Consider the following 13,908-nt stretch of genomic DNA (forward strand, 5'->3'; position numbering starts at 1 on the left):
GGAAATGGTCCCCAACCCGGTTCGCGCGGTCATCGTGGATGATTCCCTTTTAGTGAGAAACATCATCTCCGATCAGATTCAAAAAGATTCCAAGATTCTCGTCGTAGCCACCGGTAAGACCGGAGTGGATTGTATCGAGCTCGCTCAAAAATTGAATCCTGACGTCATCATCCTCGACGTGGAAATGCCGGTGATGGACGGTCTTACGGCCTTGCACGAGCTTCAAAAAAAGAAGATGGGAATTCCGGTCATCATGCTTTCGGTTCTGACTCAAAACGGAGCCGAGGCCACGTTCAAAGCTTTGGAATACGGCGCGATCGACTTCGTTCCCAAACCTTCGAGCGCGTTTCAATTCGATCCGGAAGAGATCGGAAACATTCTCAAGTCCAAGATTCTCGCGTATTTCGAAAGCCGCGTAAAAATTCCTTCCATTGTCGCATTAAAAAAAGTTCCCGTGACTACCGTTCCTTCCGGCGAAGCGCAGGCGAAAAAATCTCCCGTGCAAGTGATCTGCATCGGCACTTCCACCGGCGGACCGAGAGCGTTGCAGGAAGTTTTTTCCAGAGTCCCCGCGGACATTTCTTTGCCGATACTAGTCGTGCAACATATGCCCGCAGGTTTTACGAAAGCGTTCGCGATGAGACTCAACGAACATTCCAAAATTCGAGTGAAGGAAGCAGAAGACGGAGAACCGATCGAACCGAATACGGGCTACGTCGCTCCCGGAGACGCGCATCTTTCCATTCAATCTCGCGGCGGGAGGAAATGGATTGCCCTGAACAGGGAAGCTCCCGTAAATGGACACAGACCTTCCATTGAAGTTCTCCTAAACAGCGCGATCGAAGAATACAAGAGCGGAATAGTCGGCGTGATTATGACCGGCATGGGAAAGGACGGCTCGGCGGCTATGGTAAAAGTGAAAGAAGCCGGCGGTTCCACGATCGCACAGGACGAACAATCTTCCGTAATTTATGGAATGAACCGTCAGGCCGTTGAAATGGGAGGCGTCGAATATATCGAGCCTGTGACTGAAATCATCAATAGGATCCAAATCATTTTGAAAGAGAGAGGAATTTAATTATGGCCAGAATTCTCGTTGTGGATGACGCCAAATTCATGAGAACCATGGTAAAAGACGCGCTCACCCAAACCGGTCATGAGATCGTAGGTGAGGCTGAAAACGGGAATATTGCCGTGGAGCAATACAAGTCTTTGAAACCGGATTTGGTCACGATGGATATTACCATGCGTGAAAAAGACGGAATCGAAGCGGCTCAGGAAATATTCAAGTTGGATGCGAAAGCGAGAATTATCATGGTAACCGCGCTCGGTCAGGAAGACCTTTTGGCAAAGGCGATCAAGATGGGAGTCAAAGACTTCGTCGTAAAACCGTTTTCTCCGGAAAGACTCCAGCAGGCGGCGGACAAAGCTCTGAATTCTTAAGAGGCAGAAGTCTTTGAATGGAGAATGAAGAATCCGGTAAGTCCTTTGTAGTTCAATGGAACAACTCAGAGGGAGGTTTGACGGAAGGACCTCTTTCAGTCCTCTGGAGTTTGATTGAAAGTTATAAAGTGGACATCTTTGATGTTTCTCTCTCTCGCATCACCCGTGATTTTTTAAGCTTCTTACGGATTTCAGAGACTCTCTCCTTAGAACTCAGTGCGGAATACGCCTTGATGGCGGCCAATCTTATCTACTTAAAATCCAAGGCTTTGTTGCCGGATCCGGGATTTGAGGAAGAAGACTACGAGCCGCCGCTCCCCCCCGAACTCGTCGAAAAACTTTTAGAACACAAAAAATTCCAGCTTACCGCAAAGCGCCTCTCTGAAATGGATCAGGTCCAAGCCGGAGTTTTCAGAAGAGAATCCAATGTCACCTTGGAAGAGGAGGACAATTGGCTGGACGTTTCTTTGTTGGACTTAATCGGCGCGTTCAACGAAATTCTCGAAGCCAAAGTCGACGACGCGGAAATCCCCGCATTACTCACCACACCTCACCGATTTACGGTGGAAGAAAAAATGGAAAAAATCCTTTCTTCCCTCCGAGAAAAAAAGGAAGTTACTTTCCCGGAATTATTCGAGAAGGAAGTTCCGGAAAAGGCAGAAATCGTTGCCACTTTTCTGGCATTGCTGGAACTAAGTAAGCAGAGGATTCTCCGGGCTAAGCAGCACAAACTTTTCGGGGAGATCCGTTTATTTCTGGTAGAGGAACAGTGGAACGGGACAGGGCAAAACTCAAAGGATTGATCGAGGCGTTATTATTCGTTTCCGGTGAACCTCTTAAACTGGCGAGCATCGCCAAGTCCGCCGAAATGGAAAAGACCGATGCCAGAGAAATTCTCGACGAACTCGTATTAGACTATTCCGAAAAGAACGGCGGCTTTCTTTTAAAGGAAATCGGCGGAGCTTATCAGTTCGTGACCAACGAAGGATATTCCGAAATTCTCGGGAACATCTTCAAGGAAAAAAGAAGGGAACAACTTTCCAAATCCAGTTTGGATACTCTTGCCATCATCGCATACAAACAACCCATCACTCTTCCCGAGATCGACGAGATCCGCGGGGTTTCTTCCAGAGCGATGGTGACTTCTCTCATATCCAAGAAATTGATCAAGCCGATCGGCAACAAAGAAGTTCCGGGAAGACCGGCGCTTTACGGAACGACCAAAGAATTCTTGATTCATTTCGGATTGAATAAACTATCGGATCTTCCGGCTCCCGTGGAAGTCAAAGAGCTGAAATTTGAAAACCTGGACGATTTACTCGAAAATGAGTGACCTGGATCAACAACTAAAAGTCTTCCGAGATCAGATCGATTCTCTGGACCAAGAAATCGTAAAGGCGATCCAGGCTCGCACGGAATTCGTCGCGAAAATCGGCGAACTGAAACGCGAACGAAACGAACCGGTCTTCCGTCCCGACCGCGAAAAAGAAGTTTATGAAAAGATAAAGTCCTTAAGCGCCGGACCTCTTCCCGATAAGGTATTGATCGCGATCTACCGCGAAATCATGTCCGGTTCCATCTCCGTCGAAAAAGGATTGGAAGTGGGTTATCTCGGACCTGCCGGTTCTTTTTCCAATCAAGCGGTGCGCACTCGTTTCGGAGCGTCCATTCAAGCGTTGGAATTCAATTCCATTCCCGACGTGTTCCGCGCCGTGGAAACCGATAAGATCGACTACGGAGTCGTTCCCGTCGAGAACTCGAGCGAAGGCCTCGTCAACTCCACACTCGATCAGTTTTTGGTTTCCGATCTTCTCATCTATTCCGAACATTATCTGCGAATCAGCATCAGCCTTTTGGGATTCGAACACGACCTTTCCAAAATTCATACTTTGTACGGAATCAAAATCGCGAACTCTCAGTGCAAGAACTGGCTCGCCGCAAACTTACCGCACGTCGAGATCGTGGAAACTTCCTCCACCGCAAAAGCCGCGCAGATCGTAGCGGAGAAAAAAGAGGGATGCGCCGCGATCGCTTCCTCCATCGCCGCTGAAATCTACGGACTCAGTTTGATCCGCGAGTCCATCGAAGATCTCGCGGACAACACGACTCGTTTTTTGATCATCGGAAAAAATCAATGTCCTCCCACCGGAAACGATAAAACTTCCGTCGTGTTCTCCTGTCCCGATAAACCGGGGGCGTTGTACCGCGTATTAAAACCGTTCTTCGATCATCAACTCAATCTGACAAAGATAGAATCCAGACCTACGAGAAGAAACTCATGGGAATACAACTTCTTCATCGACTTTAACGGTCATCAAAAGGACGAATCCATCCAAGCCGTTCTTTCCAGTTTGAAAGAAAATACGATCTTTCTCCGGGTCCTCGGTTCCTATCCGATGTCTCCGCAAAGCCTGTGAAATCAGAATTTTCTAATATTCTCATATACGGCCTCGGGTTGATGGGCGCCTCTTTGTCCTTAGCGCTCAAAAAGAAGGGGATCTCCGCGCGGGTCACGGGTGTAGTGAGTTCCTCCAAAAGCAAGGCAAAGGGAGAATCCCTCCGCTCGGCGGACGAGATTTTGACCTCGGACGAATTTCACTCAACCAAACGTTGGGAAGATTACGATTTTATCATATTCGGAGTTCCGGTCGATTTGACCGTTAAGCTGATCGCGGAACTTCCGTTGGATTATTCAGGCGTGATCACCGACCTCGGTTCCACTAAAAACGAAATCATTCACGCGGTCGAAGCGCGGTTTTCGAACGCGCACAATTACGTCTCCTCGCATCCTATGTGCGGATCGGAAGAATCAGGGCTCGAGTTCGCAAACGCCTCGTTATACGAGGGAAGACTTTGTATTCTGACTTCTCCCAAACACGCGAGGCCGGAAGTGCGGACGAGTTTGGACGCGTTTTGGAAAAGCATCGGAATGGAAACGATCGAAATTCCAGCGGATAAACACGACGCGATTCTATCGTATCTATCCCATTCTCCTCATATACTTTCTTCGATCATGGCGGATTGGGCGGCCAATCAGAAGATCGTAAAACAATATACGGACATGTCCCCGATTCCGTTGAACGGAGGAGGCTTCCGCGACATGACGAGGATCGCGGGTTCCAATCCGAAGATGTGGGCGGCGATTTTTTCCTCAAACCAAGAGGAAATCTACAAGTCGCTTCTCGACTACCGCGATCGTCTCGATATTATATTAGAAAAATTGAATCCAAAAAACACCCTGAATCCGAAAGAGTGGGAGGGTTTCATGGAAACTTCCCGCAGATCCAGGGATTATATTTTGAAGAACCAGGATGATTCCAAGAAACACTAAGCTCAAGTCCCGGGAAATCACGGTTCCCGGAGATAAATCCTTATCGCATCGTTCCGTTTTGTTCGCCGCTCTTTCCAAAGGGCGTTCCAAGGTGACGGGATTTCTCGAAGCGGAAGATCCGCTCAATACGATGTCCGCGTTCACCAAACTCGGATTAAACGCAAAAAAAATCGGCCCCGGAGAATACGAATTTACGAGTCCCGGAAAGGATGCGCTCGTTTCTCCGAGTGTGGAGTTGGATTTCGGAAACGCGGGAACGGGGATTCGTCTGTCGGCGGGACTGATCTGCGGACTTCCCGGAGTGAAAGCGACTTTGACCGGAGACGATTCTCTCAAAAAACGTCCCATGGGAAGAATCATCAAACCTCTCACTGCCATGGGCGCTTCCATCGTGGGACTCGGGGAAAAAGAAACCGCTCCCCTGAAAATCGAAGGAAAAAAATTGAGCGCGTTCCGCTACGAAAGTCCGATCGCGAGCGCTCAGATCAAATCCTGTCTCATGCTTGCGGCGATCGCGTCCGAAACGGAATTGGAATATTCGGAAAACATACTATCCCGAGATCACACCGAAAACATGTTTCGGTTTTTAGGAAACAAAATCGAACAGATCTCGCCTCTTCGGTTTAAAATCAAACCTCCGTATGTTTTGAACGGAGGAGAATTCAAAGTGCCGGGCGATATTTCCTCGGCGGCGTTCTTTTTAGTATTAGGGGTTTTGGCGAAAGAAGGAAATCTTCTGATTCAGAACATTGGACTCAATCCGGCCAGGATCGGAATCTTAAAAGCGCTCGAACTCATGGGAGCGAAGATCGAAATTCTCAACCAAAGAGTCGAATGCGGAGAACCGGTCGGCGATCTCAAAACGTTTCCGTCCACATTAAAAAAATCGAATATTCCGGAATCCTTAATCCCTTCGATCATCGACGAAATTCCGATTTTGTCCGTGGCGGGACTTTTCGCCGAAGGCGGTTTTGAAATCCGTCACGCGGAGGAATTGCGCGCCAAGGAATCGGACCGGATTCATACGATGGTTTCGAACTTTCGCGCGCTCGGAATCGAAGTGGAGGAGTTTCCGGACGGTTATGCGTTAGACGGAACTTCGAAAAAATCCGAGGCGATTTGGAGCGAACTTTCCAAAGGAAAAAAGATCCCCATTCTTTCCTACATGGATCATAGAATCGCGATGAGCTTTTTGATCCTCAAAGCCCTTTCCGGATTTCAACTGGAAATCGACGAGACTTCGTGGATCGAAACTTCTTTTCCGGGATTCGAAACATTGCTCGAGGGATGTCTGTATGAATGAAAACGTAATCGCTCTCGACGGTCCGGCCGGTTCCGGCAAAAGCACCGTCGCACGGCAGATCGCCGAAAAGATCGGATTCAATTATTTGGATACGGGAGCGTTCTACCGCGCCTTAACGTTGTTTTTATTCCGAAAATACCAAGCGGCGACTAACGCGGGAGAATTCTCCGAATGGGTGAAAACGGACGAGGCAAAATCCTCGATCGGAGAGGCGCATATCCTCTGTGAATTCTCCGCAGGAAACGAAAACAAAATCCTGCTCGGAGGAGAGGACGTTTCGCTCGCGATTCGAACCCCCGAAATCACGAAGGAAATCAAACATATCGCGAACCAAAGAATTTACCGCGACTTCGTAAACAAGGAACTCCATTCTCTCGCAAAACGTTACAAATTGATTATGGACGGGCGCGATATCGGAACCGAAGTTTTCCCCGACGCGAAGTTCAAGTTTTACTTAACGGCTTCTTCTAAAGTGCGCGCAGAAAGAAGATATTTACAACTGCAAGAGCAGGGGATCGCCGCGGATCGGGACGAGATCGAAAGAGAAATCATTCTTCGCGACAAATCGGATATGGAAAGGGAAATCGCGCCTCTTTATCAGGCAAACGACGCAATCCTAATTGACACTGATCTCCTCCCTAAAAATAGTGTAATTAGCAAGATCCTTGAGATTCTGGATCGATGATCCCCGAAAATTTCCAGACGGATCCTGAACTACCATTAGCCGAGTAACCTACGCCCCATGACAAACAAGGAAGAGAAGTCCACTTTTGCAGAAGTATTCAAACAGTGGGAACAATCAATACACGAAGAACCGGAACTCCGGAAAGATCAAGTCGTTGAAGGAAAGATCGTATCCGTCGACAACGACTATGTTTATGTGGCAATCGAAGGGCTCAAACAAGAAGGCCGTATCCCAAGAGGAGATTTCGACGAAACTCCGGAACGCGGCAATTATGTCTCTGCAATCGTAAAAAGAAAGGAATCTCAGGATTCCGGATGTATTCTCTCCAAAAAAGAAGCCGACCAAAGAAAAGGTTGGGAAATCGTAAAAGAAGCGTTTAAAAACGGCTACCAAGTTACCGGCCGTCTCGTAAACGAAATCAAAGGCAAAGGTTACATCGTAAACGTAGAAGGGGTGGATCTCTTTTTACCGGCTTCTCAACTCAGCTATAAATTCAAAGAAGGGGAAACCTTCAAAAATAAGGAACTTGAGTTTAAGATCATCGAACTCAACGACCGTACTCGTTCCGGAGTCGTTTCCAGAAAGAAACTTTTGGACGAAGTAAACGAAGAAAAGTGGGACGCTCTTCTTCTTAAAATCAAAGTAGGGGATAAAGTAAAATCCAACGTAAGTAAGATCGCTTCTTTCGGAGTGTTCTGCGAAGTGGACGGAGTTACCGGTCTTCTGCGTCAAAGAGATATCTCTTACAAAAAATACGCTCCATTCAAACAATACTTTCAGATCGGTCAGGAAGTGGAACTTGTCGTTCTCGAACTCGACAAGGAAAACAACAAACTCGCGTTAGGTCTGAAACAACTCTACGAAGATCCTTGGGTTTGGGCGGAACGTTCTTTGGAAAAGGAAATGGTTATCCGCGGAACCGTTACTTCTTTAACGAAGTTCGGAGCGTTCGTGGAATTGAAAGAAGGTCTGGAAGGACTCATTCATACTTCCGAACTGGCTTGGTCTAAAAAACCCCCACAACCGAAAGACATTCTTAAAAAAGGTCAAGAAGTGGAAGCGCTGGTTTTGGATATCGATTTCAAAAACAGAAGACTTTCTCTCGGCTTAAAACAACTTCAACCGAATCCTTGGGATCAGCTTAGCCCTGAAATCCGCAGAGGAAACGTTTTAGAAGGTGTAATCACCGGCATTACAAAATACGGCGCGTTCGTCGAAGTGGAAAACGGAATCGAAGGTTTGATCCACATCAGCGACATCACTTGGGACGAGAAAGCGAGCAATCCTACTTCTCAATTGAAGAAAGGCGACACAGTAAAATACATGATCCTCGACGTGAACTTGGACGCGCAGAGAATTTCCTGCGGTCTGAAACAACTCTTGGAAAACCCGTATGAAATTTTCCGCAACGAACATCCGATCGGAACCATCGTAGAAGGAAAGATCAAGTCCATCAAAGAATTCGGTATCTTTGTGGAAGTGGCTCCCGGAATCGAAGGTCTCGTTCATATCTCGGAAGTTCCGAACGGAAGAGAAACGAACATCGCGGAAGTTTACAAACCCGATGAGATCGTAAAAACCGCAGTCATCAAAGTGGACGTGAAGAATAAGAAAATTTCTCTCTCCATCAAGGACTTCGATAAGGCTCTCGAAAGAGAAGAAATGTCCAAGTATCTCAAGACTTCGGACGCACCTTCCCGCGAAAGTCTGGGAAGCTTCCTGAACACTTCTCTCAGATAAGAATCCTGGAAAGAAGGACTTGATATGAAACGCTACGAAGTAGGTCAAACGGCCGCGAAAGAAGTTAAGGTGGACCCTTACGCGGATTTTCAAGGCAGTAAGATAGAATTGGCTCTGATTAAATTTTTCAGAGCGGTCGCTTCTCGTATCAAGGAAGTTCTAATCGGAGCGGGAACGATTCTCGTGATCATTCTCGCGTTCGTGATCTATTTTCAGTATCAAGACGCGCAGTTCGAAAAAGGAACGCTCGCCTTGGAAGCGTTGGAAAAAAAATTCCGCGCGAATCCGGCGATCGATCTGAAAGAAAAGATCAAGGCGTACGAAGAAATTTCTTCCCAGTATTCCTCCAAAAAACTCGATTTGAGACTTGCAAAAGTCCTTTCCGATCTTTATTCCAGAAACGGAGAATTCCAAAAGGCCGCCGAGAAAATCGAATGGGCCGGTAAGAAGATCGACGAGCCGACCGAAGTGAAGGCGTATTACTTTTACCTGGCGGGAAATCTTCGCGAAAGGGAAGGAAACTTCGAATTGGCGGAAACCGATTTTGCAACCGCCGCGAATCTTCTTTCCAACACGAGAGAAGCGAACGGATTCTTAGCTTGGAGTTTATACCAGACCGGAAGACTCAAAGCGAAAAACGGTAAGAAGGCGGAAGCGATCGAATCCTTGAAAAAGGTTCTCGATCAGGACATCAAAACTCCCGCGACCGATTACAATACCGTAAAACAATTCGCGACATTCTTACTCATACAACTCAACCAGAAAGGCTGATGCTTACACTGGCTTTGCCCAAAGGAAGACTTGCTACGGAGAGCATCGATCTGATGATCTCCAAGGGCTGGCTTTCTTCCAAGCCCGATCCCGATTCCAAAGAACTCATCTACAACGATCCGATGGGGAGAATTCGGATTCTTTTCGTGCGCTCCCAAGACGTTGCCACCTACGTGGAACAATGCGCTGCGGACGCGGGGATCAGCGGCTGGGACGTCCTCAAAGAAGGCGGATACGACCTCGCAACCCCGCTCGATCTGAAGATCGGGAAATGCAGACTTTCGTTGGCGGCCCCTGAGGGGTATACTCTGGAAGCGCGTCATCGCAAAATCCGAGTCGCGACCAAATATCCGAACTTAGCCAGAGAATTCTTCTTTCACAAAGGATTGTCCTGCGAGATTTTCAAACTCTACGGAAGCATCGAATTGGCTCCGTTAGTGGGACTTTCGGATTGTATCGTGGATTTGGTTTCCACCGGAGGAACCCTTAAGGCGAACGGACTCAAAGAGTTGGACATAATTTTGGAATCTTCGGCCCGTCTCGTATTCAATCGCTCTTCCCTCTACGGAAAAAGAAAGGAAGCGGTGGAATTTATGGATTCTCTTTCCAATTTCTGAGTCATTCGACGCGTTTACGAGAAATAATAGTTGAGGATTACCAGCCTCAAAAAAGTATAGTTTAACAACTTCAATTTCCCAAGAGGAAAGCAATGGCAGTTCCCAAAAGACGAAAATCGAAATCAAAAGTAAGGACAAAACGGGCGCATCATGCCATCGGAAAACCAAATTTGGTTCCTTGTCCTAATTGCAATTCTTACAGACTTCCTCATAGAATTTGCCCGACCTGCGGATTCTATAAGACCGGAATCGTTTTAGAGCCGAAAGTTAAGAAGCCTAAAGAAGAAAATTAATTCCTATGATGTGGGTCGCCGTCGATGTAATGAGCGGCGATTACGGGCCGGAAAAGATCATTGAAGGCGCCGTAAATGCCGTTAACCAGGATGGGGCAAATGTCGTCCTGGTCGGCAAAGAAGAAGAAATCGGGGAGATCCTCCTCAAATTCGAATACGACACAAACAAAGTAAGAATCCAGCACGCGTCGGAGATCATCGATATGAACGATTCTCCGTCCATCGCAGTGCGGACCCTTCAGGATTCTTCCGTCGTTCAAGCCACACAACTCGTAGCGGATAAAACCTGCGTCGGAATGTTTTCTCCGGGAAACACGGGCGCAACTATGGCTTCGGCCCTTTTGTATCTCGGAAGAGTCCCGGGGGTTTTGCGTCCTCCGATCGCCGCTCCGATTCCCCAAGAAAACGGACCTCCGATGCTTCTCCTGGATGCGGGTGCAAACGTGGATTGTAAGCCGGATTATCTGGCTCAGTTCGCGGTGATGGGAGAGATTTATTCAAAGCTAATATTCAATATTTCTAATCCGAAAGTCGGGATTCTTTCCAACGGGGAAGAGGACAAAAAAGGGAACACGGTTTCTCTCAAGGCTTTCGAAATGATCAAAAAACTTCCGATCAACTTCGTAGGAAACGTGGAAGGACGGGATCTCTACGGAAGCGGTAAGGACGTGGACGTGGTAGTCTGCGACGGGTTTATCGGAAACATCGTTCTAAAAGCCACGGAAGGTCTTTCCAAATCCATCTTCAACGTGTTACGCGAAAGCATCAAACAATCGAGTCTCGCACAAACAGGCGCGCTTCTTTTGAAGCCTACCTTCGGTGCGATCAAAAAGCGCCTCGACTATGCGGAATACGGCGGGGCTTTGTTGTTGGGCGTGGACGGAATCTGTTTGATCGGACACGGTTCGTCTAACGCGCTTGCCGTTCAAAGTGCGATCCGGGTCGTGATCGAATGCGCTCAACATCAGATCAACGATCGAATCGCGGCCGACCTCAAAAAATACAATATCTGATCCGACGCCGGGATCGATTATCTCGAAACCCCTTTGATTTTTTGGCGATGCACCAGGATTTTTCAATCCGAATCCCCCTCCAAGGCGCATAACTTACATTAAACGCATAAAATCGTCAGGATCCGAGCAACCGCAAGGCGTTTGACGGGGGTGTCGAGGCTCAATCCATTCGGACTTTCTAAAATGGAGCAAAAAAGATTCAAAAAAAAATCGGACGGTTGTAGACCTTTCAGAACAAAAGCAGGATGGGCTTCATGTTTGACGTAAAAAAAATGGCCGACTTTGCTCAGGCCGAAATCGAGAAATTTTCCCGAGAACATCAAGGGGAAATCTTTTACGCGTTTGCGATCGAAGACAGCAGACTTTGTCTCAACTCGGTAGGTCACTTTGAAAAAGCGCTCCGAGAGTTTGCGACACAATCCCCCCGTTACTACGATTCCCCCGAAAAAATCAGAACGTTGCGAAACGATCCGAACGGTTGGGCGTATCACGGTTTTGCCTGCTTCCGCGCGTTGAACCGCGGTTTTGAGGCGCCTTTTGACGAAACCCTTTACAACGAGCATGCGAAACTAGAATCGCAAGATCAGGAAAAGAGTCAATATCGTCTCGCGATCAACGAAGTTCTTAGAATTTTAAAAGAAAGAAACGTCTTCGATTCCCTACCTACGACGAAGGATTTTAAGATCGAAAAATCGGAATTCGATTCCAAAACCCTCGCACACCGTTAGAACGAACGGAGACGATCGAATGCGTTCGTCTCCGCTTTTCAAAAAAATAATTCTTTCCTTTCCTAAAGTCAAAAAATCGAATCGATTTTGTTAAACGAATCGGGAGTATTCATTCATGACCGAAATCAAAAACAAACTCGATCGAACTCTCCGGATCGACCTTATCTTTGCGGTTCTCTTTTTTTTGGTAAGCTCAAAATTTCATTCTTTCTTGGGAATGCACGAGGACATGGAGGCCGAAGATTTCGTTCGCGTCAAATATGTGGTTGCGGTTTTCGCGATCGGGCTTCTTTTTTTCACTGCGGTCGACATCGCGCTGCTTATGGAAAAGAAGATCGATCGAAGGCTGAGAGTTCTTGTTTGTATTCTATCATTCGTTTGTATTTTCGCCGAACTTGCGTATTATTCGAAATCGATCCGATTCTTTTGGGATTTGTTCGTGCAAGCCTCCACCGATCTGGAAGAGGGACAGCCGATGTGGGAAAGTATGAGATCCGAGTTCAGACAGATCTTTTCCGTTATTGCGATCGGTTTTTTCGCTCTGAGAACTTTGATTCGATTGATCTGGAATTTTTTCTGGTCGAAGGCGATCCTTGCCTTGGATTGACTCGCGTTTGATTCGAAAGCGGAATCATCGCAGAAGCGGCGTACTGATACTTTATTCGGAAAGCATCCTGCACATTACGGAAGAATGAGCAGGGCAAAGTTTCGAAAATTCTTCGGTTTGTGAGATTTCAGCCGGAACTTCGTTTCGTTCTACTTCAGAAAAACCGAATATAGAAAAATATTCTTCGGCTCCGTTCGTGAGAAGAAAAAGTCTCTGGATTCCGATGGATTTTGCGTAGGACAACAACTTTCGAATCAATTCGGTTCCGATTCCTTGATTTCTGAATCCTTCCGAAACGGCCAAGGAGCGCAACAAACCAAAACGACCGATCGGCTCGAGCCCGATGATTCCGACGAGATTCGAATCCTTTTCGATTCCGAAAAAATGATCGAGATCCAATCGATGTAAATCTTCCGTCGGCAGATTCGCACTTTGTAAAAGCGGGATTATCTCGGCTAAATTCGGCTTTCTTAAAATCGATTTTTCACTCATACCGGAATCTCTTAAATTCGCACTTCGAGTTCAATTCTCAAGTTCTAAAAATTCTACTTGCTTTTTTTATCGTATATTTACGATATACAATATGGCAGTCAACAAAAAGACGGAATTCTCCGATGATACGAGATCCTTGGCGGATTTCTCGAAAGCGTTTGCGCATCCGGCTCGCCTCGCGATCTTACAGACGATCGCCGAGCGGACGGAATGTATTTGCGGCGAGATTGTCGAGGTTTTGCCTTTGGCGCAAGCTACGGTTTCGCAGCACCTCCGGGAGTTAAGAGGAATCGGGTTAATCAAAGGCGAAGTTGAAGGAAATAAATCCTGTTACTGTATCAATTGGACTCGTTTAGAAGAGTTCGAATCCGATGTTGCTTCCTTTTTCAAAGATTTAAAACGTTATAAAACCTCCCTAGGAGAGGATTGTTGCTGATGAATAAACCGAAAATTCTCGTTTTATGTACGGGAAACAGTTGTAGAAGTCAAATTGCCGAGGGTTGGCTTAGGTATTACGCGGGAGATAAGGCCGATATTTACAGCGCCGGAATCGAAACTCACGGAGTCAATCCGCGTGCGGTCGCCGCGATGAAAGAAGCGGGGATCGACATTTCGAAACACACCTCCAATCATATCGACGAATATCGTAATTTAGATTTTTCTTATATTCTTACCGTTTGCGATCATGCGAAGGAGAATTGCCCTTATTTTCCCTCGAAAGCCGAGCGTTTTCATCACAATTTTCCGGATCCCGCAAAAGCCACCGGTACGGAGACGGAAATCCAAGAGGAGTTTCGAAAAGTTCGGGAAATGATTCGCGAGTATTCGCTGGATTTCCTGCAAAAGCTGAATCTGATTTCCTCTTCGGCTAAGGATTGAAGCGAG

General features: G+C 47.0%; 18 protein-coding genes. 17 read left to right on the plus strand and 1 reads right to left on the minus strand.

What is annotated here, in order from left to right:
- Window positions 1-4 precede the first annotated feature (4 nt).
- From DLM76_RS10270 to DLM76_RS10340, 15 genes are all read left to right on the plus strand, one after another.
- Window positions 5-1,078 (plus strand): protein-glutamate methylesterase/protein-glutamine glutaminase, encoded by a 1,074-nt coding sequence (locus DLM76_RS10270; protein WP_118955431.1) that lies wholly within the window; start codon window positions 5-7, stop codon window positions 1,076-1,078.
- 2 nt (window positions 1,079-1,080) lie between these two features.
- On the plus strand, window positions 1,081-1,443 hold the full coding sequence (locus DLM76_RS10275; RefSeq protein WP_004458304.1) for a response regulator: 363 nt from the start codon (window positions 1,081-1,083) through the stop codon (window positions 1,441-1,443).
- 17 nt (window positions 1,444-1,460) lie between these two features.
- Complete coding sequence (locus DLM76_RS10280) at window positions 1,461-2,246, plus strand: segregation and condensation protein A (RefSeq protein WP_118955430.1); 786 nt, start codon at window positions 1,461-1,463, stop codon at window positions 2,244-2,246.
- On the plus strand, window positions 2,213-2,776 hold the full coding sequence (gene scpB, locus DLM76_RS10285) for an SMC-Scp complex subunit ScpB (protein ID WP_118955429.1): 564 nt from the start codon (window positions 2,213-2,215) through the stop codon (window positions 2,774-2,776). Before DLM76_RS10280 ends, scpB begins: the two co-directional genes overlap by 34 nt.
- Entirely contained in the window at window positions 2,769-3,860 is a 1,092-nt protein-coding gene (gene pheA, locus DLM76_RS10290) for a prephenate dehydratase (protein WP_118955428.1), read from the plus strand. The genes scpB and pheA overlap by 8 nt, the downstream gene beginning before the upstream one ends.
- Window positions 3,857-4,774, plus strand: a complete 918-nt coding sequence (locus DLM76_RS10295) for a prephenate dehydrogenase (RefSeq protein WP_118955427.1) — start codon at window positions 3,857-3,859, stop codon at window positions 4,772-4,774. Before pheA ends, DLM76_RS10295 begins: the two co-directional genes overlap by 4 nt.
- A complete protein-coding gene (aroA, locus tag DLM76_RS10300; RefSeq protein ID WP_118965143.1) occupies window positions 4,755-6,077 on the plus strand; it encodes a 3-phosphoshikimate 1-carboxyvinyltransferase in 1,323 nt (440 codons plus the stop codon). Before DLM76_RS10295 ends, aroA begins: the two co-directional genes overlap by 20 nt.
- A complete protein-coding gene (gene cmk / locus DLM76_RS10305) occupies window positions 6,070-6,762 on the plus strand; it encodes a (d)CMP kinase (protein ID WP_118955425.1) in 693 nt (230 codons plus the stop codon). The genes aroA and cmk overlap by 8 nt, the downstream gene beginning before the upstream one ends.
- A gap of 57 nt (window positions 6,763-6,819) precedes the next feature.
- Complete coding sequence (locus tag DLM76_RS10310) at window positions 6,820-8,502, plus strand: 30S ribosomal protein S1 (RefSeq protein ID WP_118965144.1); 1,683 nt, start codon at window positions 6,820-6,822, stop codon at window positions 8,500-8,502.
- A 24-nt stretch (window positions 8,503-8,526) separates the two neighbouring features.
- Entirely contained in the window at window positions 8,527-9,273 is a 747-nt protein-coding gene (locus DLM76_RS10315; RefSeq protein ID WP_118965145.1) for a YfgM family protein, read from the plus strand.
- Window positions 9,273-9,890 (plus strand): ATP phosphoribosyltransferase, encoded by a 618-nt coding sequence (gene hisG, locus DLM76_RS10320; RefSeq protein WP_118965146.1) that lies wholly within the window; start codon window positions 9,273-9,275, stop codon window positions 9,888-9,890. Before DLM76_RS10315 ends, hisG begins: the two co-directional genes overlap by 1 nt.
- Before the next feature lie 92 nt (window positions 9,891-9,982).
- On the plus strand, window positions 9,983-10,183 hold the full coding sequence (gene rpmF, locus DLM76_RS10325) for a 50S ribosomal protein L32 (protein ID WP_000290471.1): 201 nt from the start codon (window positions 9,983-9,985) through the stop codon (window positions 10,181-10,183).
- Between the two features lie 5 nt (window positions 10,184-10,188).
- The gene (gene plsX / locus DLM76_RS10330; RefSeq protein ID WP_118955421.1) at window positions 10,189-11,196 is read left to right on the plus strand and encodes a phosphate acyltransferase PlsX; all 1,008 of its coding nucleotides are present in this window, start codon (window positions 10,189-10,191) and stop codon (window positions 11,194-11,196) included.
- 254 nt (window positions 11,197-11,450) lie between these two features.
- Window positions 11,451-11,924 (plus strand): DUF4303 domain-containing protein, encoded by a 474-nt coding sequence (locus DLM76_RS10335; protein WP_158586039.1) that lies wholly within the window; start codon window positions 11,451-11,453, stop codon window positions 11,922-11,924.
- 115 nt (window positions 11,925-12,039) lie between these two features.
- Window positions 12,040-12,531, plus strand: a complete 492-nt coding sequence (locus DLM76_RS10340) for a hypothetical protein (protein WP_118965147.1) — start codon at window positions 12,040-12,042, stop codon at window positions 12,529-12,531.
- A 51-nt stretch (window positions 12,532-12,582) separates the two neighbouring features.
- Here DLM76_RS10340 and arsN2 read toward each other — a convergent pair whose 3' ends face one another.
- Entirely contained in the window at window positions 12,583-13,023 is a 441-nt protein-coding gene (arsN2, locus tag DLM76_RS10345) for an arsenic resistance N-acetyltransferase ArsN2 (protein WP_118965148.1), read from the minus strand.
- Between the two features lie 91 nt (window positions 13,024-13,114).
- On the opposite strand from arsN2, the gene DLM76_RS10350 reads away from it, so the two are divergent.
- A complete protein-coding gene (locus DLM76_RS10350; RefSeq protein ID WP_118955417.1) occupies window positions 13,115-13,459 on the plus strand; it encodes an ArsR/SmtB family transcription factor in 345 nt (114 codons plus the stop codon).
- A complete protein-coding gene (locus DLM76_RS10355; protein ID WP_118955416.1) occupies window positions 13,459-13,902 on the plus strand; it encodes an arsenate reductase ArsC in 444 nt (147 codons plus the stop codon). The genes DLM76_RS10350 and DLM76_RS10355 overlap by 1 nt, the downstream gene beginning before the upstream one ends.
- Window positions 13,903-13,908 lie beyond the last annotated feature (6 nt).

The sequence above is a fragment of the Leptospira yasudae genome (assembly GCF_003545925.1).
Taxonomy (GTDB): domain Bacteria; phylum Spirochaetota; class Leptospiria; order Leptospirales; family Leptospiraceae; genus Leptospira; species Leptospira yasudae.